19 protein-coding genes are annotated in these 20,155 nt (G+C 32.4%); 12 read left to right on the forward strand and 7 right to left on the reverse strand.

Annotation, left to right across the window (positions count from 1 at the left end):
- Positions 1 to 5 precede the first annotated feature (5 nt).
- The 5 genes from bamA to NQQ59_RS24330 form a co-directional block, all read right to left on the reverse strand.
- Entirely contained in the window at positions 6 to 2,726 is a 2,721-nt protein-coding gene (bamA, locus tag NQQ59_RS24310) for an outer membrane protein assembly factor BamA (protein ID WP_186296589.1), read from the reverse strand.
- Positions 2,659 to 3,399, reverse strand: a complete 741-nt coding sequence (locus NQQ59_RS24315) for an isoprenyl transferase (protein WP_144219772.1) — start codon at positions 3,397 to 3,399, stop codon at positions 2,659 to 2,661. Before NQQ59_RS24315 ends, bamA begins: the two co-directional genes overlap by 68 nt.
- A 1-nt stretch (position 3,400) precedes the next feature.
- Entirely contained in the window at positions 3,401 to 4,090 is a 690-nt protein-coding gene (porG, locus tag NQQ59_RS24320; protein WP_144215427.1) for a type IX secretion system protein PorG, read from the reverse strand.
- 173 nt (positions 4,091 to 4,263) lie between these two features.
- Positions 4,264 to 5,148: an NAD kinase gene (locus tag NQQ59_RS24325; protein ID WP_144215426.1), complete on the reverse strand. Its 885-nt coding sequence runs from the start codon at positions 5,146 to 5,148 to the stop codon at positions 4,264 to 4,266.
- A gap of 99 nt (positions 5,149 to 5,247) precedes the next feature.
- The gene (locus tag NQQ59_RS24330; RefSeq protein ID WP_144215425.1) at positions 5,248 to 5,907 is read right to left on the reverse strand and encodes a CBS domain-containing protein; all 660 of its coding nucleotides are present in this window, start codon (positions 5,905 to 5,907) and stop codon (positions 5,248 to 5,250) included.
- Between the two features lie 115 nt (positions 5,908 to 6,022).
- Between NQQ59_RS24330 and NQQ59_RS24335 the strand changes: the two genes are divergently transcribed.
- The 3 genes from NQQ59_RS24335 (at position 6,023) to NQQ59_RS24345 (ending at position 9,948) form a co-directional block, all read left to right on the forward strand.
- The gene (locus NQQ59_RS24335; RefSeq protein ID WP_144215424.1) at positions 6,023 to 6,736 is read left to right on the forward strand and encodes a pyridoxine 5'-phosphate synthase; all 714 of its coding nucleotides are present in this window, start codon (positions 6,023 to 6,025) and stop codon (positions 6,734 to 6,736) included.
- Positions 6,737 to 6,814: 78 nt separating this feature from the next.
- Positions 6,815 to 9,088 (forward strand): TonB-dependent receptor plug domain-containing protein, encoded by a 2,274-nt coding sequence (locus NQQ59_RS24340; RefSeq protein ID WP_144215423.1) that lies wholly within the window; start codon positions 6,815 to 6,817, stop codon positions 9,086 to 9,088.
- A gap of 5 nt (positions 9,089 to 9,093) precedes the next feature.
- On the forward strand, positions 9,094 to 9,948 hold the full coding sequence (locus NQQ59_RS24345; RefSeq protein ID WP_144215422.1) for a DUF4249 domain-containing protein: 855 nt from the start codon (positions 9,094 to 9,096) through the stop codon (positions 9,946 to 9,948).
- A 47-nt stretch (positions 9,949 to 9,995) separates the two neighbouring features.
- Here the strand turns inward: NQQ59_RS24345 and NQQ59_RS24350 are convergent, their stop codons facing one another.
- On the reverse strand, positions 9,996 to 11,357 hold the full coding sequence (locus tag NQQ59_RS24350; RefSeq protein ID WP_144215421.1) for a hypothetical protein: 1,362 nt from the start codon (positions 11,355 to 11,357) through the stop codon (positions 9,996 to 9,998).
- Between the two features lie 225 nt (positions 11,358 to 11,582).
- On the opposite strand from NQQ59_RS24350, the gene NQQ59_RS24355 reads away from it, so the two are divergent.
- From NQQ59_RS24355 to NQQ59_RS24385, 7 genes are all read left to right on the forward strand, one after another.
- A complete protein-coding gene (locus NQQ59_RS24355; RefSeq protein ID WP_144215420.1) occupies positions 11,583 to 12,347 on the forward strand; it encodes an alpha/beta fold hydrolase in 765 nt (254 codons plus the stop codon).
- A gap of 54 nt (positions 12,348 to 12,401) precedes the next feature.
- Positions 12,402 to 12,746, forward strand: coding sequence for a phage holin family protein (locus NQQ59_RS24360; protein WP_144215419.1), 345 nt, complete (start codon positions 12,402 to 12,404; stop codon positions 12,744 to 12,746).
- Positions 12,747 to 12,859: 113 nt separating this feature from the next.
- Entirely contained in the window at positions 12,860 to 14,182 is a 1,323-nt protein-coding gene (locus tag NQQ59_RS24365) for a trigger factor (protein ID WP_144215418.1), read from the forward strand.
- Between the two features lie 316 nt (positions 14,183 to 14,498).
- Complete coding sequence (gene clpP, locus NQQ59_RS24370) at positions 14,499 to 15,173, forward strand: ATP-dependent Clp endopeptidase proteolytic subunit ClpP (RefSeq protein ID WP_144215417.1); 675 nt, start codon at positions 14,499 to 14,501, stop codon at positions 15,171 to 15,173.
- A gap of 169 nt (positions 15,174 to 15,342) precedes the next feature.
- Positions 15,343 to 16,575, forward strand: coding sequence for an ATP-dependent Clp protease ATP-binding subunit ClpX (clpX, locus tag NQQ59_RS24375; protein WP_144215416.1), 1,233 nt, complete (start codon positions 15,343 to 15,345; stop codon positions 16,573 to 16,575).
- Between the two features lie 134 nt (positions 16,576 to 16,709).
- Positions 16,710 to 17,309 carry a hypothetical protein gene (locus tag NQQ59_RS24380; RefSeq protein WP_144215415.1) on the forward strand — a complete coding sequence of 200 codons (600 nt, stop codon included), beginning with the start codon at positions 16,710 to 16,712 and terminating at the stop codon, positions 17,307 to 17,309.
- Positions 17,299 to 17,952 (forward strand): murein L,D-transpeptidase catalytic domain family protein, encoded by a 654-nt coding sequence (locus tag NQQ59_RS24385; protein ID WP_257698461.1) that lies wholly within the window; start codon positions 17,299 to 17,301, stop codon positions 17,950 to 17,952. The genes NQQ59_RS24380 and NQQ59_RS24385 overlap by 11 nt, the downstream gene beginning before the upstream one ends.
- 140 nt (positions 17,953 to 18,092) lie before the next feature.
- Here the strand turns inward: NQQ59_RS24385 and NQQ59_RS24390 are convergent, their stop codons facing one another.
- A complete protein-coding gene (locus tag NQQ59_RS24390) occupies positions 18,093 to 19,058 on the reverse strand; it encodes a GlxA family transcriptional regulator (RefSeq protein ID WP_144215414.1) in 966 nt (321 codons plus the stop codon).
- A gap of 142 nt (positions 19,059 to 19,200) precedes the next feature.
- Here NQQ59_RS24390 and NQQ59_RS24395 point away from each other — a divergent pair, with 142 nt between their 5' ends.
- Together NQQ59_RS24395 and NQQ59_RS24400 are read left to right on the forward strand one after the other, a co-directional pair.
- Entirely contained in the window at positions 19,201 to 19,623 is a 423-nt protein-coding gene (locus NQQ59_RS24395) for a VOC family protein (RefSeq protein WP_144215413.1), read from the forward strand.
- Between the two features lie 31 nt (positions 19,624 to 19,654).
- On the forward strand, positions 19,655 to 20,059 hold the full coding sequence (locus tag NQQ59_RS24400) for an SRPBCC family protein (protein WP_144215412.1): 405 nt from the start codon (positions 19,655 to 19,657) through the stop codon (positions 20,057 to 20,059).
- The last annotated feature ends 96 nt before the right edge of the window (positions 20,060 to 20,155 follow it).

Consider the following 20,155-nt stretch of genomic DNA (forward strand, 5'->3'; position numbering starts at 1 on the left):
TTTCTTTAAAATTGTTGTCCAATAATAAAGTGAGGTTCCCATCCATTAGCTTTTGATTGCCCTGGAAGAGCGTCGAAACCATAACCATAATCAAAACCAAGCATTCCAAATGCAGGCATAAATACACGAACTCCGATTCCCGCTGAACGATTTAAATCAAATGGATTGTAATCTTTGAACGTTGGGTATGAAGATCCTGCTTCTAAGAATGTCAATACAAAAATAGAAGCTGACGATTTTAATGTAATCGGATAACGTAACTCCATAGAGAATTTGTTATAAATAGTTGCTCCGATTGGATCGTTATTTGTATTTACAGGAGTTAAAGAGTTGTTAGGATAACCTCTTAACTGGATAGTCTCTCTACCATCCATAGAATAGTTAGCCATACCATCTCCACCTAAGTAAAAACGCTCAAACGGAATAACACCTCTTTCCTGATTGTAAGCTCCTAAGAAACCAAATTCTGTTAGGGTTCTTAAGACCAGTTTGCCATAAACTTTAGTATACCAATCAGCTTTAAATTTAACTTTATAATATTCTAACCAATTATATTTCTTTTGATCCACTTTTGCTGGGTCGGCTCCTGCTTCCTGATAAGTACTCACTTTGTTTCCATTTGAGTCTAAATAATCTCCAGGGTTTACAACTATTTGATTGTTATCTGTATAAGTTGTTGTTGCTTTTAGCTTATATTCCTCCTGATTTCCTAAGTCACCATAATCTACACCATTAAATAATGAGTATGGAGGTGTAAATTTGGCAGAAAGGCTAAATTCAGAACCGTAAGTCGGGAATATTGGGTTAACCCCTTTATTACTTCTTGAAATTCCAATAGTATATGCTAAGTTTCTTGATGCACCATTACCAAATGTAAACAAACCTGTATTGTAGTTGTTCAGATCATAATGCTGATAACTTACAGACTGTGATAATACAAAGTAATCATCAGGAACAGTTAATCTTTTTGCTAAACCAACTTGTACTGTAAAAATATTAAAACTTTTGTTTCTATCAACAGTTCTGGTGACAAAATTGTTAAGAAATTGCTTACTGTAAGAGATAGATGAACTAAATTGTACTGGTTTTTTCCCTCCGAACCAAGGCTCTGAGAACGATAAACTATAGGTTTGGAAATAGGTACTTCCTTGTAAACGAAGTGCCACTTTTTGTCCATCTCCCATAGGTAATGGTTTGTAAGCCTCTTTGTCAAATAATTTCCTCGCAGAGAAATTGTTAAACGAAAGTCCTAATGTTCCGATGAAACCTCCACCACCGTAACCTCCCTGAAGTTCGACCTGGCTAGATCCTTTTTCTACAACATTATATTCAATATCAACAGTTCCTGCTGCAGCATCAACGTTTTTGAATTTCGGATCAATTGCTTCAGGGTCAAAGAAACCTAATTGTCCAATCTCACGAATGGTTCTTACTAACTGTTCTTTGCTATATTTTTCACCTGGTTTAGTTCTTAACTCACGATAAATAACATGGTCATTTGTTTTATCATTTCCAACTACAGTAATTTTGTTGAAATAGGCAATTGGACCTTCTGTAACTCTGATTTCAAAATCAATTGTATCGTTTACGGTTTTTACCTCTACAGCATTAATGTTTGAGAATAAATAACCATTATTTTGATATAAATTGGTGATGTCTTCAGCATCTGGTTTAGACTTGTCAGCGATTCTTTTTTCTAATAAAACTCCATTATAAGTTTCTCCTTTTTTGATACCTAAATAGCTGTTTAAAAGACGATCAGAATAAACGGTATTACCTAGGAATTTAATGTTACCGAAATAGTATTTATTTCCTTCTTCTACATTAATCTTAATCGCAAGTGTATTTTTCTTTTTGTTATATTGTACAGAGTCATAAATAATACGAGCATCACGATATCCTTTTTCTTTATAGGCTGCAATTACTTTCTCTAAATCGGTTTTGTATTTCTCGGGAATAAACTTGGAAGCTTTAAAAACACGAATAAAGTTCTTCTGTTTAGTGTCTTTCATTGCAGCACGTAATTGGCTGTCTGTAAGTTGTTTGTTTCCAGTAAAATCAATATTGCTGATTTTTACTTTGTCCCCTTTATCAACTCTAACAAGCATATTTACTTGATTTCCTGCTATGGTGTCAGGAGTGGTGGTAATAGTAACTTTTGTATTGTAAAAACCGTCTTTTTTGTATTTGTTTTCAATATAGTTTTTAGTAGTTGTAATTAAGTTTTCATTGACTATTTTGTTTTTAGTCAGGTTGTTATCCTTAATTAAACCTTCAACTTTACCTTTCTTAATACCAACGAATTTGACTTCGTTTAGTTTAGGAAGCTCAATAATATCTAAATCCAGATAAATACTATCGTTTTCTACCTTATTTACATAGAAAGCAATTTCATCAAATAAACCTAGTTTACCTAATTTTTTAATTGCACTACTAATTTCTTCACCGGGAACAGTGATTTCCTGACCTTTTTGAAGTCCTGAAAACGTTACAACGGTTTGCTCATTGAAGCTTATTTTACCAACTACGGAAACTTTGGCTAGAATATATTTTTTTCCCTGATCAAAAGGAACTCTTTCTTGTGCTTTAATTTGTGAAAAACTACCCAAAAGTAAAAGGGTAAGGACTATTTGTATTTTTTTTTGCAACACTAAAAAATTATTTAATTTGTTCACTGGTCTTTCCAAATCTACGTTCTCTTTTTTGATAACTAATAATAGCCTCATATAAATCCTGGTCTTTAAAGTCTGGCCACAAGACATTAGTAAAATATAATTCTGCATAAGCGATCTGCCACAGCAAAAAATTACTTATTCTATGTTCTCCACTGGTTCGTATTAATAAATCTACGTCTGGTAAATTTTGCGTGTAAAGATGCTCATTTATAATTGAATCGTCAATAGTGTCTATTGAAATTATATTATTTTTAACTTTATCACTAATTGCTTTTACAGCATTTACCAGCTCTTCTCTAGATCCATAACTTAAAGCAAGAGTTAGTGTTAATCGGGAATTGTCTTTAGTTTTTTCCATCACATCCAAAAGCTCTTTTTGGGCTGTTTTTGGCAATTTATCAAGATTTCCAATTGCGTTAAGACGAATATTGTTTTCCTGAAGCGTAATGAGTTCTTTTTTTAATGAATTGATCAATATTTTCATCAATGCTTGGACCTCAAGTTTTGGTCGGTTCCAGTTTTCTGTCGAGAAAGCGTATAAAGTTAAATACTCAATACCCAGCTTAGCCGAAGTTTTGATTATCTCTTTTACAGATTTTGTTCCATTTTCATGTCCAAACGCTCGCAAAAAACCTTGTTGTTTTGCCCAGCGTCCGTTACCGTCCATAATAATGGCAAGGTGTTTTGGTAAGTTTGTGTGATCTATTGATTCTATTAAATTCATTTTATTCTGCGCAATAGCAAGGTTTTTTTCCAAATGTGTATGTTAAGGTAACACCTGAAAAAACATACCAGTCATTATTATTTAAATTTCCAAACTTTAAAATGTTTGAATTACTTGTGTTAGGGTGACTTCCGTCTATATTGTCTGAAAACGTATAACGTACTCCTGTTTCAAGTCCTAAAACAAAACGTGGTGTTATGTTTGATTTTATACCTAATATAAAAGGTATAGCAAAAGAGCTTGAATTTTCAGAATAAATGACGTTTGGGCTTGTAGTATATCTATATAGGTTGTCGAAGATAAAGAAATTTAATCCCGAATATACATAAGGAGTAATTTTTGTATGATAATCATGAAGATTAAAATCGAAAAAGTTGAATTCTAATCCTGCAGAAAGCTCTTTTACATCATTGTCAAAACGATAACCTCTCTGATTTCTTCCTGTTTCATCTGATTTGTAGTCATTTCCACTAACATTCGATTGTGTATAAGAGAAGCGCCATGAATGTCTCGGACTTCTATTCCATTTGTAAAGAACTCCGAAAGCTAGTTTTTCCGGGGCGATATAAGTTGTTTTACCAACATCACCAACAAAGTTGCTTCCACCAAGAAAAACACCAAGCTCATTGATCTGAGCATTTAGCGTAATAAAGGGGAAAAAACATAACAATAAATTAAAAATTTTCTTCATTTAATTCAAAATTGCGTGCAAATATAATAATTATCAATACGAATCAAAGTTCCTTTGCTTAAATGTGCTTTTTTTTCAATTTACGTTATGATTTTGAGCCATTTAATGATGATTCACTATATGCAGAACGAGAAAATGTGGTAATATCGTATAGTGGAGAATTATAAAAGAGTTTAATTTCTTTTGTCTTCTCCCCAAAGCAATTTGTTTCTCAAGGTTTTCAAGAAAGTTTCGCCTGGAATTTCGACCATTTTAATTTTATAGTCTGTTTTTTTAATTTTTAAAATAGACTCATTTTTCACTGAAGAAATCCTTGAGTCCAAAGAAACCAAATATTGGTCTTCTCTTCCTGTAACGCGCAAAGTAATTTCGGTATCGTCGGGAATAACAAGTGGTCTGGCTGTTAAATTATGAGGCGCTATAGGTGTAATTACTAAGCTTTTTACATCTGGGGTTAATATTGGTCCGCCGCAGCTTAAGGAATATCCTGTAGAACCAGTTGGAGTAGAAATGATTAATCCGTCTGCCCAATAAGAGTTCAAATATTCATTATTTAAGTAAGTTTCTACCGTGATCATAGAAGTAGTGTCTTTTCTGCTCACAGTTACTTCGTTCATGGCAAAATTAAGTTCTTCGAAAGCATCGTTTTCAGGATCGGCTGTTAATCCTAATAGTGTGCGTTCAGAAGTAGTGTAATTTTGATCAATAACGTATTGAAGTAAACTTTCAATATTCTCTTTTTGTACTTTGGCAAGAAAACCTAATCTCCCTGCATTTATCCCTAATAAAGGAACGCCAGAATTACGAACAAAAGCGGCTGCTCTTAAAATAGTTCCATCGCCACCAATGCTTATTAGCATCTCAAAGCTGTTATCCAAAGCACTGTTTGAAGGAAAAGTTTTGTACTCTTTTTTAACCAGCTGTTTTTCATATAGCATGTTAAGGAAGTTTTCCTCAATTACCATTTCAACGTTGTTGGAATTGAAAAACCTGAAAATGTCTTTTATAATTGGTTCTGTACTATTTTGATAATATTGTCCGTAAATGGCTATTTTCATTCTTTTTTAAATTAGAGAATTTGTCAATGTGTCAATTAGATAATTGGAAAATACGAAAATTGTCTAATTAACTAATTTTCTCATTGGCACATTTATAACTTATATATTAAGGTATTTGTCTAGATAATCAGATCGTTCTTTTAAACTGTTGATGTAAGTATCTTCCTGATGTTCTGAAATAATTTCATAACCATATCTTCTATACGTCTGAATAATTTCATTGATAGCTCCTAAACCAATTTTTACTGTGATTTGAACATTTTCAGTATCGGCTTCAGAAACAAAACATCCTAAAATTTTACCATTATTACTCTCTACAATTTGAGTTACCTCACTCATAGAGTAGTCTAAAAGTCCTTTTTGAACAATAATAATTGCTCCAGGCTCTTTTAAAAATGGCGTTTCTTGAAAAAATTTCATGATGTCTTCCATTTCATAATAACCGATGTAAGCATTATTTTCGTCAAGAATTGGAAGTATGTTGGTGTGGTTTTTAGCGAATACTTCTAGAACGTCAAGCCAGATCATCGATTTTCTGGCAAAAAAGCGTTCTAAAGTATATTTGTAGTCAATTGCTTTTTTATCAGTGTCAAATGTTTCTACATCATCAGAAGAAATGCTTCCAATAAAAATCCCGTCTTCAAGAATCGGGAAATGAGAAAAATTTACATCGATAAAAAAGTCCTGAATCGATGCTATCGTTTCCTGACTATCAATCGCTCTGAAATCATTTGTGATATAGTTTGTAATTTCTGTCATAAATCATTGAAGATATTTGATGCAAAATAATCAAAAAATACCGAAAACTGCTGCGTTTTACTTTGTATTTTTGTCATTACAAATATAGTGTTACTAGAATTAATTATCTATTTATATGACAAAGTTAAGTGTAAATATCAATAAAATAGCAACGCTTCGAAATGCTCGAGGCGGAAATGTTCCCGATTTATTAAAAGTAGCTGTAGACATTCAGCGTTTTGGAGGACAAGGAATTACAATCCATCCACGTCCAGATGAGCGTCATATTCGCTATCAGGATGCGCGTGATTTAAAAGCAATTGTTGCAACTGAATATAATATCGAAGGGAATCCACAACACAATTTTATTGATTTGGTTTTAGAATGTAAACCGGATCAGGTAACATTAGTTCCAGATGCAATTGGGGCAATAACTTCTTCTGCTGGTTGGGATACGATTAAAAATCAGGAATATTTGACAGAAGTTATTCAGGAATTTCAAAGAAACGGAATTAGAACTTCAATTTTTGTTGATCCGATTCTGGAAATGATTGAAGGAGCAAAAAAAACAGGAACTGACAGAATTGAATTGTATACTGAAGCCTTTGCACATCAATACAGTTTAGGAAACGAAAAAGGAATTGAACCTTACACCAAAGCCGCCGAATTAGCTAACGAATTAGGTTTAGGGATCAATGCGGGTCATGATTTGAGTTTAGATAATATCAAGTTTTTCAAAGAAAATATTCCGGGACTGTTGGAAGTTTCAATTGGTCACGCCTTAATTGCAGAAGCACTTTATCTTGGTTTAGATAATACTGTTAATATGTATTTAAATAAATTGAAATAATATAAAATTAAAAACAATTATAACCTGATGTAATTGGGTTATAATTGTTTATTTTCGCATTTTTCTTATTAAAATTAAGTGTTGAAGATAGTTAATTTCCTGTTTTTTCTTTGTTTTTCTATTGGCTTTGCACAATCAAAGGCAATTATTTCTGGTCATGTAAAATCTTCTGAAAATGAAAATTTAAGTGGAGTAAATATTTCTTTTATTACTACCGATTTTGAAACTTTTTCTTTAACCAATAATCTAGGTGATTTTTCTGCAGACATTCCTCTTGGGCAGGTAAAAATCCTCATCAGTCAATCAGGTTATATTCAAGAAAATATTCAATTTGATTTCAAAAAAGACACCATACTTTCTATTGTTTTAAATAAAGATGTGTCACTTCTAAAAGAAGTAGTGATTTCTAATGATAAAAAAAATGGAATCAAAGATCTCAAGGGAGGGAAATTAGGATTTAACTTAAAAGAATTGTCTTCAGTTCCTACGGTCTTAGGGACCACTGATATAATAAAAATTTTACAACTTACGCCTGGAGTGCAAAACTCAGGAGATGCAAATGGTTACTTTTATGTACGCGGAGGTGATCCAGGGCATAATGCAATCTTATACAATAATACGCCCATTTATGGAATGTCTCATTTGTTAGGGATTTTTCCGTTTTACAATGCGGATCATATTAAAGAGGTTGAATTTGATAAATCAAGTTCTAATGCAAAATATGGCGGAAGATTGAGTTCTACAACACTTTTGAATTCAAATAGGAAACTGCCATCTGAATTTAATATTCAGGGTAATGTCGGAATTTTGGCTTCACAATTAAGTTTTGCGGTTCCTCTTACTAATAAAACTGGATTTTATATTTCAGGAAGAAAAACGTATATCGATGAAATTGTCGGCCCAATCTTGAAATCAGGATCAGAAAGCAGTGATGTAAAAGATATGAAATATGGTTTTTCTGATGGTAATTTTACTTTTTTATCTCAATTTTCTAAAAATAATTTGTTTGCTGTAGATGCATTTATCAGTGGTGATGAGTTGAAAGTTAAAGATGAGAATTTGGCACTTCGAACGAGTTTGAAATGGAGTAATTTTGCTGTTTCTCCATCTTTGATGACATCAATTTCTTCTAAAGTAAATATGATAAACGCTTTCTATTTTAGTCATTATTCTAATGATTTAAGTATGGAGCAAGCAACAATTAAGTTTAATGTTTCTTCATATGTTAAAGATGTTGGATTTATGAACTCTATCCGATATTCTATTAAAAATATTCCGTTTGAATCAGGTCTACAATATGTTTATCATAATTTGCAACCTCAAAAAGTGAATGTAGAAAACTTTGCAACAATTGATTCTAATTCTCAAAGTATCATCAATGCAAATGAAGCTGCTTTTTTTACCACAGCAAAGCCAAAGTTATTTGAAAACCTAACTGCCGATTTAGGAATGAGGGTTAACTATTATTCTTCTGGATCAGATTCATATTTGCATTTTCAGCCCCGTGTTGTGTTGCATTATTCAGCAAATGAAAAATATTCATTTTATGCATCATATAATAAGCAATATCAATATTTGAGTTTGATAACAACATCAAGTGTCGGAATTCCAACAGATTTCTGGATCGCAAGTTCTGATGGAATCAAACCTCAATCTTCTAACGAGTTTGCCATTGGTTCCAATCAAAATCTTTCCAGAAACTGGACTACTTCTTTAGGAGGGTTTTATCGTTCTATGAAAAATTTACTTGAATATCCTTATGGGGTGACTCAGTTTAATGAAATTACAACTTTCAAAAATGATTTGTATGTTGGAGAAGGAAAGGCCTACGGTCTTGAAGCAATGCTTAAAAAAAGCAATGGCAAATTTAGTGGTTGGTTGAGTTACACCTTAAGTTGGTCTGATCGAAATTTTGATGAATTGAATAATGGGAAAACGTATTTCGCAAAATATGACAGGCGACATAATCTTTCTCTTGTTGGGATGTATGATTTGAACTCCAAATGGAATTTCGGACTGACTCAGGTATTTAGTTCCGGAAATCGTTTTACAATGCCAACTTCTTGGTATTTCATTAATAATAATCCCGTTAAAGAATATTCAGGATATAATAATGCCCAGATGCCTAATTATATTCGAACAGACATTTCTGCTAATTATTTTTTTATAAAAACAGCTAAAAAAGAAAGTGCTTTAAATTTTTCAATTTATAATACTTTTAACATCGGAAACCCAATTTATGTGGTTTTGGATGTTGAAGTAAATGAGAATAAAGATAAAGTAGTGGTAAAAAAGGAAGAGAAAATATTGTACAGAATACTGCCGTCGATTAGCTGGCGATTTAAATTTTAAGAAATATGAAAAAGTATCTATTTTTTCTTTTAGGTTTGATTGTGATTAGTTGTTTCAATGATGATTTCAAAATGGAGAAAAGTCTGGAATCTAAAATAGTAGTAGAAGGTTGGATTGAGGAAGGCGATTATGCTAATGTTCTGCTTTCGACTAGTATTCCGGTGACAGATGTTATAGATTCGACTAATGTTTTAAATCATGTCATTAGGTCGGCAAAAATTACAATTTCTGATGGAACAACTTCTGAAGTTTTACGAGTTAAAAACGATAAAAACAGAGTGCCGCCTTTTGTATATTTCGGTTCAACTTTAAAAGGGGAATCAGGAAAAGAGTATAAAATAAAAGTAGAATATTTAAATCGCGTAATTGAGGCTGTAACTTCAATTCCTAAATCGGTCCAATTAAAAAGCGCTGAATATCTCAAGAAAAAAGAAACAGATACAACAGGTTATATTTTTGTGAAATTTGATGATCCGATAGCAGAAAAAAATTATTATCAAATTGCAACAAAGATTGATGGCGAAGAACCTATTTTTGTGCCCGCTTTCTATGGAAACTTAGATGATAAAAATTTTCAGGAGTCATCAGTTTCGATACAGATAAATAGAGGAGTTATACTTTTTCCTAAAACAAAATTCACACCTTATTTTGCAGATGGAGATCTAATTCATGTGAAATTAAGAACTCAGACAAAAGAATCTTTAGATTTTTGGAACAGTTGGCAGAATGAAATTGTGAATAGTCAAAATCCAATTTATCCAGCTAATATCAGTTTAAAGTCCAATATAAAAGGAGGAATCGGAATTTGGGCAGGATATGGTCAAAGTACCCTAATTGTAAAAACGCCTCCCAAAAAATAAAGCCGATTTGAATTATTCAAATCGGCTTTAAAATTAAATTCTAAAAGTTATTTTTTTTCAAAAGATTTGATGTAATCTTCAAATTTAGCTTCAAATTTCTCAAATCCTTCAGAGAAATAAACGCTCATTTCTACTTCTGTATTATCGTTGAATTTTAAGTAAAGAACTTCACTGTAATATAATGCTGTAAACGGTTCTCCTTTGTCACTATACGATACCCAGTATTTGTTGTTTGCGTCCCATATTGGTAAGTTAAATGTATCCCATCTTGAAGATTCTTCTTTTTGAGAGTGTTGAATAATCTCAGCGATTTTGGTGCCGTCTTTTTTAGAAACTAAAATAAGTTTAAAGTTTTTGTTGAAATTAGAAACACTTGCTTCACTATACTTTTTGTTGTATGCATTTACAGCTGTATAATAGGCTTTGTAGTCACTTTTAGGATCAGAGTTGTTAAGGTAATTAGGATACGTTAAACTTTTCTCTGATGCAATATCATCTGCAGCTGAAGTAGCTAAATCCATATCGGCTACAATTACAAAATTGTCCATTAATTTAAACAAACCATTTGCTTTTCCTCTGTACTGAATAAGCTCTTTGTCGTCTAATAATTTATCAATTTCAGAATTGCTTCCTCCGTAAAAATCAATTAAAGTTTTTCCATTGAAAGTAAGAGCTGCTTTACCTGTATTTGTTGAGGCTTTTAAACTGCTCATTTCCCAAACATAACCATCGTTTAAGGTCAATTTAATAGTAGATTCTGTTGGAATTTCTTTTCCGTTAACATATTTTGCTGTTAATGCAAAAGTTGCAGCTTGTACATTATCTATAGTTAAGACAGCATCTGATGAAGTTGGAAGAAAAATAGAATCGTAAATCTCTTTACCTCCGACGTTAGGAGTGTAAACATAACTGTCATAATATTTTACTTTGATATCTGATGAAACTCCTTTTGAAGTAAAAACTGTATTGTTTGTTGTTTGCGATTTTTTAGCAGGGAAAACAAATTTTAATTCTGTAGTCGAAGCAGTTTTAACCCAAACTTGATTAGTGTTGTTCCAAGTATATATACCGTAAACACCAGAAATGTTTAAAATGTCTTCTGCTTTATTTCCATTTTTTCCAGCAAAAATATCAATTTCGTTAACGCCTAACAATCTTGCTAAATTTTCGAAGGCTTCAATCGCACCAGAACTTTTAGTTTTGTCTAATTGAGTTAACATCTCATTAGCTTCAACTTCTAATTTAGTTTTTTGCTGAGAAGGAGTAAGACTTGAATAAGGCTTTTTTAATAAGTCTGCAATTTGTTCTTCAAAAGTTTGTTCTGTTTCTGTTTTGTCGCTGTCATCACTAGAACATGAAACCATAAGCTGTGAAGCTACCAATGATAGTAGGAGGAATTTTTTAATCATAGATGTGGTATTTAATTAAATTTGGATTTGAAATCAATTTTTGTTTTGATTTTTGTTGTGCGAAAGTACAGTTTCAAATTGTGGATTACTTACGGGAAACCGTAAATATGTAAAATTTTTTCGGTTAATTTTTTTGAATTAAAATTGAATATCAAACTTATTCTCTAAGAGATTAATAGCTAAGTTTTGTTTAAATTTGCGAGACAATACAAAAACAAAATAAGAATGCTTTATTCAAAAATAGAAGGCGAAGGAAAACCATTTGTCATCATGCACGGATTTCTCGGAATGTCTGACAACTGGAAAACTTTAGCTGGACAATATGTAGAAGCCGGATTTCAGGTTCATATTTTAGATTTAAGAAACCACGGGCGCAGTTTCCATTCAGATGAATGGAGTTATGAGGCAATGGTTCAAGATGTTTACGAATATTGCCAAGCTAATAATTTGAAAAGAATTGATATGCTGGGACATTCAATGGGAGGAAAAGTAGCTATGCTTTTTGCTACGACACATCCAGAAATTGTAGACAAATTAATTGTGGCAGATATTGGTCCAAAATTCTATAAACAACACCATCAGGATATTTTGGCGGGATTAAATGCAGTCGATTTTTCAGTAAAACCAAGCCGAAATGATGTTGAAGAAATTGTTTCGCAATATGTTTCTGATTTTGGAACTCGTCAGTTTTTATTAAAGAATTTATATTGGAAGGAACCAGGACAATTGGCTTTCCGATTTAATTTAGAAGCCTTCAATAATAATCTTGATGCGATTGGAAAACCTTTGGCAGAAGGTTTAGTTTTTAATAATCCTACTTTATTTATAAGAGGAGGAAGTTCTGGTTACATTCAGGATGAAGATCTAGATTCAATTCGCCTGCATTTTCCAAATTTAAAATTAGAAACCATTCCAAATGCAGGACATTGGCTTCATGCTGAAAATCCTAAAATGTTTTTCGAATTGACAACAGAGTTTTTGAAGGAATAAATCAGCTTTGATAAAATTTTACTACTTTTAAATAAAATTAAAACCTGAAAAACCATGAAATTATTACTTAGACTCCTTGTCACAGCTGCTTTAGTTTTGTTATTATCAAACCTTTTAACAGGTGTTCATGTTGCTAGTTTTGGTACAGCTGTTATTGTTGCAATAGTTTTAGGATTGCTGAATATCTTTATAAAACCAATTCTGGTGTTGTTGACTCTGCCAGTAACCATTGTTACTTTAGGTTTGTTTTTGTTGGTCATAAATGCTTTAATGATTTTGGCTTGTACTAAAATTGTTGGTGGTTTCGCAGTCGACTCTTTCTTGACGGCATTAATTTTTAGTGTTATTTTGTCTGTTCTGCAATCAATCACTTATAAAATACTGGGAGACGATAAATAAAACAAATTGAGTAGATTAAAACTGCTTCAAATACAATAGATTAAAAACTTGGTTGGGTTGCAAAAATTTTATAATTTTGCAACCCAATTTTATTATGTAAATTAAAGAAGAAGATGGATATTAAAAGAGTAGCAATAGACGCTGTAAACGAGACAATTGTTATGAACGTTGTTCATATGGATTATAAAGGTCAAGTAGCAAAAAGAATTAACGAAAAAATGCCTTTAGCTCAAGTTAAGGGATTTAGAAAAGGGGCTGTGCCTAAAGATCTTGTTGAAAAGCAATACGGAAAAGGTATTAAACAAGAAGAGATTAAAAAAGTAGTTGATTTGGCTTTGGAGCGTTATATTCAATCTGAAAGATTAAATCTTTTAGGAACTCCTCTTGCTAAAGTAAACGAAAACTTTAACTGGGATGCTGAAGAATTGACTTTCGAATATGAAATTGGTTTAGTGCCAAACTTCGAAATTGATCTTGAAGCTAAAAATAATATCGTAAAATATATCGTTACTGCTGACGACAAATTAATTGACGGACAAGTAGAGCGTATCCAAAAACAATTTGGAAAAGCAATTCCTCAAGATAAAGTTGAAGCTGATTCAGATTTAACTGGAACTTTCTCAAGCGAAGAAAACGGAATCAACAATACAACTACAATTGCAGTTAGCGCATTCAGCAAAAAAGCTGGAAAACAATTCGTAGGTAAAAAAGTTGGAGATGTTGTTACAGTAAGCACAAAAGGTTTATTCGAAGATGATCACCAATTAATGGATTACTTAAAAGTAGGTCACGAAGGTGTTCACGGTTTAGATGTTGAAGTAAACTTCACAATCGAAGCTATCAACGGTTCTGAGCCAGCTGAATTAAACCAAGAATTATTTGACAAACTTTTTGGTGAAGGTAAAGTAGCTTCTTTAGAAGATTTAAAAGCTAAAATTAAAGAAGATGCTGAATCTCAATTCGCTCAACAAGCAGACCAAAAATTATTATTAGATGTTCAAGATTTCTTGATCGAAAACACAAAATTCGATTTACCAGCTGAATTCTTGAAAAAATGGTTACAAACTGTTGGAGAGAAAAAATTAACTCCAGAAGAAGCTGAAGTTGAATACGCAAGATCTGAAAAAGGTTTACGTTTTCAATTAATCGAAGGAAAAGCATTAGCGCAAAGCAATATCCAAATTACATTTGAAGATTTGAAAGAGTTTACATCAGGCGCTATCAGACAACAAATGGCTCAATTTGGTCAAACAAACCCAACTGACGAAGAAGTTCAAGGAATCGTGGCTAGAGTTTTATCTAACCAAGAAGAAGTAAAAAGACTTTCTGAGCAAGTTGTAGCAGCTAAAATGTTAGATATCTTCAAAGAAAAAGCTAACCCAACAACTAAAGAGGTTACTTACGAAGAATTTATTGCTGCTTCTTACGGAGAATAATTTCTAAAGAAACAAGTATATTAGAGCGTCAGGATTTTTTTCTGACGCTCTTTTGTTTTAATTTATTTTTTGATTACTTTTCAGGAGCTAATCCAGCTATTCGTTACAAGTTTTTTCATTACCGCCTTTTTTTGTAAGGCATAAAAAGAGCTTCCGTTGGTCGCTTTTTTCTACCAACAAAAAATAGTTGTCATTTCAAAAAGCTTTTCACTACTATCTGGGCTAGAAATAAGACAAATTGACATTCTTTAGAAAGAGGTACAACCTTTGATGGAGAATATATACATTAAATAAAGTAAACTTAGAACAGATACATATGAACTACGGTAAAGAATTCAAAAAATTTGCTACAAAGCACCAAGGGGTAAACGCAATGTATTACGATAAAATCGTTGCTGCGATGACACCAACAAACATGACTCCATATATTATTGAAGAGCGTCAGTTGAATATTTCTCAATTAGATGTATTCTCTAGATTAATGATGGACAGAATTATCTTTTTAGGAACAGGTATCGATGATCAAATCGCAAACATCGTTCAAGCTCAGTTGTTATTCTTAGAAAGCGCTGATGCATCAAAAGATATTCAAATTTACTTAAACTCTCCTGGAGGAAGTGTTTATGCAGGTTTAGGAATTTACGATACTATGCAGTACATCAAACCAGACGTGGCTACAATCTGTACAGGAATGGCAGCTTCTATGGGAGCGGTTTTATTATGTGCAGGTGCAGCAGGGAAACGTTCTGCATTACCTCACTCAAGAGTAATGATTCACCAGCCATCTGGAGGAGCACAAGGTGTTGCAACAGATATGGAAATCAACTTACGTGAGATGTTGAAATTAAAAGATGAGTTATACAACATCATTTCACACCACTCTGGACAATCTTTCGAAAGAGTTCACAAAGACAGTGAGCGTGATTACTGGATGAAAGCTGACGAAGCAAAAGAGTACGGAATGATTGATGAAGTATTAAGAAGAGGATAATTTTCTTAAGCTTCTAAGTTGCTGAGATACTAAGTTTCTAAGTATTCTTTGTAATTTAAAATTCATAAATAAAACAAAATATTAAGCTGTAAAGAAGTTAAGTTTTTAAGTTTTAGGTTAAAAAGCTTAGAAACTTAGTATCTTTGCAGCTTAGTAACTTAAATAAAGAATGGCAAAAGTAGTATTAGAATGTTCGTTTTGTGGAAGAAAAAAGCCAGAAACTAATTTATTGATTGCTGGAATCAATGCGCACATTTGTGATAAATGTATTGAGCAGGCACACGGAATTGTATTAGAAGAATTAAAATCTAGCGGAAGCGCAAAACTAGTTGGGGACTTAATTTTAAAGAAACCAAAAGAAATCAGAGCTTTCTTAGATCAATACGTTATTGGTCAAGATCAGACTAAAAAAGTGATGTCGGTTGCGGTTTACAATCACTACAAACGTTTAATGCAACAGCAATTGGACGATGAGGTTGAGATTGAAAAAAGTAACATCATCATGGTGGGACAAACTGGAACAGGAAAAACATTAGTAGCAAAAACAATTGCTAAAATGTTAGACGTTCCATTGGCAATTGTTGATGCAACAGTATTGACAGAGGCAGGTTACGTAGGAGAAGACGTTGAAAGTATTTTAACTCGTTTGCTTCAAGCTGCAGATTATGACGTAGCAAAAGCAGAAAGAGGAATTGTATTTATTGACGAAATTGATAAAATTGCTCGTAAGAGCGATAACCCTTCAATTACACGTGATGTTTCTGGAGAAGGTGTTCAACAGGCATTATTGAAATTATTAGAAGGAACGGTTGTAAACGTACCACCAAAAGGAGGACGTAAACATCCAGATCAAAAATTTGTTGAGGTAAATACTCAAAACATCTTGTTTATTGCAGGAGGAGCTTTTGATGGGGTTGAGCGTATTATTTCAAAACGTTTAAACCGTCAGGCGGTTGGATATTCAACTTCTAAAAATGTAGACAATATCGACAAAGACAATTTGTTACAATATATTATTCCAAAAGACATTAAAGATTTTGGATTGATTCCAGAGATTATTGGTCGTTTGCCAGTTTTAACGCACATGGATCCTTTAGATAAAGAAACACTTCGTGCGATTTTAACACAGCCTAAAAATGCATTGATTAAACAATATCAGAAATTATTCTTAATGGATGATGTTGAATTTACAATTACAGACGAAGCTTTAGATTTTATTGTAGATAAAGCTTTAGAATACAAATTAGGTGCTCGTGGATTACGTTCGTTATGCGAAGCGATCCTGACAGATGCGATGTACGAACTGCCAACTTCAGACGACACAAGTCTGACAATTGACAAAGAATATGCAGAACATACTTTGAGTAAAAACTTATTGAAGCGTATGGAAATTGCTTCTTAAAGTTTAACAAAGTTCAATTATAAAACCTGTTCATTTATTTGAGCAGGTTTTTTTTATGTCAAATATTTAAGTAATAATTTTCTTTCTTTGTTTAAAGCGATATATTTGATTTTTAAAATCTTTTACTGTAAAGTATGATAACCGAAGTCTTAAAAAATTTAGCATATTTATATTATCCAAAAAATGTATGTCCATGGACTCAGAAAGAATTGTATTTAGAAACCGTAGAATATAAAAGATTAAAAGCATTAATAAAATATTTTGATTCAGATGATAGTGAGGAAATTCGAAATAATATTAAAGCAGAATTTGATAAAGATCCAGTTCTAAAAGATTTTCAAGATTTCTCAAGATTGGATTGGGAAGATCGTTGTTACACATTTTTTCTAAATGTTATTGAAGGAGGAGAACTATGTTCTATAACTTTATATATGAGTGTTTTGGTTCCGTATTACGTAATCGATATCATAATTCATAAAAACCAAATGGTTATTCCACGGTCAAGAATTCAAGAATTGGAAAAGGAAAATTTCGATTCACGAAAAATTAAAGATTTGGTTTTAGAAGTAGAAGATATAGTTGAAAATAAGTTATTTTATTCCAAATTTCCAAGACAAATTTTGAATGACAAGTTTGATGATATTAGTTTTCAAGATTCCTATTTAGGAGAATTTAAAATGTTTAATGCTTTTTACAATAATCAAATAATTCATCGAGACGGGCATGGTAATTAAGAACTATTTAATTCTACTTTGTGTTTTTGGATTTTCTTGTAATAAAGAAAACAAACCAACGACTGTTTCTGAAAACAAACTTAAAAGTGAAGTAGTTTCAACAGAAAAACCTCGATTTGAAATCAATTATAACGATTATTATAAAGAGGCTGAAGAATACTGTAAAGCAAATAAACTCAATCAAAACAAATTTATATTAATTGATCTTGGCGTTCATTCCGGTTATAAAAGATTTTTTATTTACGATTTTAAAAAGAAAGAAATCTCAAAAGCCTATATGGTAAGTCACGGTTGTGGTGATAATCAATGGGGAAGGACTTCTTCTAAAGAGAAACCGCAAATTAGTAACGAATTTGATTCACATTGTTCTTCTGTTGGTAAATACGTGATTTTAGATCGTGGTGTAAGTCAGTGGGGAATAAAAGTGAATTATATCTTGCAAGGAAAAGATAAAACCAATTCGAATGCAAGAAACCGTGCAATTGTGCTGCATTCCTGGGAAGCTATTTCAGATAACGAAGTGTATCCAGAAGGAACACCAGAAGGCTGGGGTTGTCCCGCAGTTTCAAACGAAAGCATGAAAGAAATCGACGAACTTTTGAAAACCAATAAAAAAGTCTTGATGTGGATTATTAAGTCTTAATTTTTGAGGTTTTGAAAATGATTCTTCAATCATAGCCCTGATCGAAACGGTATCCTTTTGTGGTGGGGTTCACCACAAAAGATATAGTGAAGAGCAGGACCAGTCGTTTTTTTATAATTAAATCGTTCTGCTCCTGAAAGTTATTGAACTCGAAACTTCTCTCGATATTCAACAGGTTTCATGCCAACCATTTTATAAAATACTTTTCTAAAAGCTTTTGGATCGTTGTAGCCCGTTTTTTCGATAATTTCTGAAATAGAAAGTTGAGTTTGTTCTAAGTATTTCTTTGAACTTTCGACTCTTATATTCTGAAGATATTCGATTGGTGGAATTCCTGTTACTTGTTTAAAACGACGCGTCATATTTCTAGCGCTTGTGGGAATATCTTTGGTGATTTCTTCTAGTTTTTCGATAGAATGATATTGGCTTTCAATTTTTTGCTGTAATAGAGCAACCAAAGAATCATTGTGTAAATGGTTCGGTCTGAAAGTACTGAAGTAACTTTGCTTGTAACGGTTTAAGTCAATAGAAAAGATTTTAGCAATTTTGACTGCCATTTCGTTACCACAGAATTTCTGAACCAAAAGAATCAGTAAATGAAAAGTTGAAGTTGATCCTCCACTGGTATATAAACTTCCATCTGCTGTTAGGGTTTCTTCGGCTTTTAATTTCACCATTGGAAAAGCTTTGGTAAAAGCGCTGCAGGCGTCGACATGTGTGGTAGCTAATTTTTCGTTTAATAAACCAGAAGCGGCAAACAAGAAAGCGCCTGTACAGAAACTAGCTAATTCTGCTCCAGCTTGATGTTGTTTTTGTAACCACGGAATGAAATTTCTATTCTTTTTAATCATTTCGCTCATATTGTCAGTCGTAAACGCCGGAATCAAAATAAGGTCTGGATTTATATCGGAGGTTTCTATAGAATGACTTTTATAACCGAATAAACTTCCCTGATCGGTTTGCTCTTTCGATTGAAAAATCATGATTTCGAATGGTTTTTCTGTTGAAGGAGAAAGTTTATTTGTGGTTTCAAATACCTCCAGAATGGCTGCTATACTTAGTAATTTAAAGTCGTGAGGTACAATTAAAGCTAGTTTGGTGCTCATGAGGTTTGTGGTTTTTAGAAAATCAGTTCTGAACAAAAATACGCAATTTGTCTCAAATGCCCCTAAAATTGACTTTTAATGTATCTAAAAGCAAATTGTGAAATTTTAAATTTGTTTCTAAATAATTGTAACTTTATATATTATGGAAACAAAAATTTTCTTAAATCTTGCAGTAAAAGATTTAAAGCGAGCAATATCCTTTTTTAATGAATTGGGATTTCCGACGAATCCAAAATTTACAAATGAACAAGGAGCTTGCATCGTTATCGACAAAAATATCTATGTAATGATTTTGGTTGAAGCGTTTTATCAAACCTTTACTCCAAAACAAATTTGTGATTCTAAAACGACAAGTGAAGTTCTTATTTCTCTTTCTATGGAATCGCGTGAGAAAGTAGACGAGATAATTGAGAAAGCAGTAAAAGCTGGCGGAACAGATTATCAGGAAGCGAAAGATTATGGATGGATGTATCAAAGAACATTTTTAGATTTAGATGGACATCATTGGGAAGTGTTTTATATGAATGAAAGCCAGATTCCGAATGAAATGCCAAGTGAAATCTAATAGCAATAATTAAATTATTAAAGAATATAATATGGTAACAATAAAGAATACAGTAAATGCATCTTTAGAAAAAGTTTGGAATTTTTGGAACACTCCAGAACATATTACAAAATGGAGCTTTGCTTCTCCAGACTGGCACACGCCTTACGCAGAAGCCGATTTAAGAGAAGGAGGGAAATTCAAATCGACTATGGCGGCAAAAGACGGAAGTATGAGTTTTGATTTTGGAGGTGAATTTACTTTAGTGAAACCAAACGAAGCACTTTCGTATGTCATGGGAGATGGAAGAAAGGTAGAAATTACTTTTGCAGAAACTGCAGACGGAGTTGAAATCGTTGAAAGTTTTGATCCTGAAACTCAAAATCCAGAAGAAATGCAAAAAGCAGGCTGGCAGGCTATTTTGGATAATTTTAAAAGTTACGTTGAGTCAAACTAAGGCTCAAAGTTGCAGAGAGACAAAGTAACAAAGTAACAAAGTAACAAAGTAACAAAGTAACAAAGTAACAAAGTAACAAAGTAACAAAGTAACAAA

The organism is Flavobacterium panacis (assembly GCF_024649945.1).
In the GTDB taxonomy this organism is placed as follows: domain Bacteria; phylum Bacteroidota; class Bacteroidia; order Flavobacteriales; family Flavobacteriaceae; genus Flavobacterium; species Flavobacterium panacis.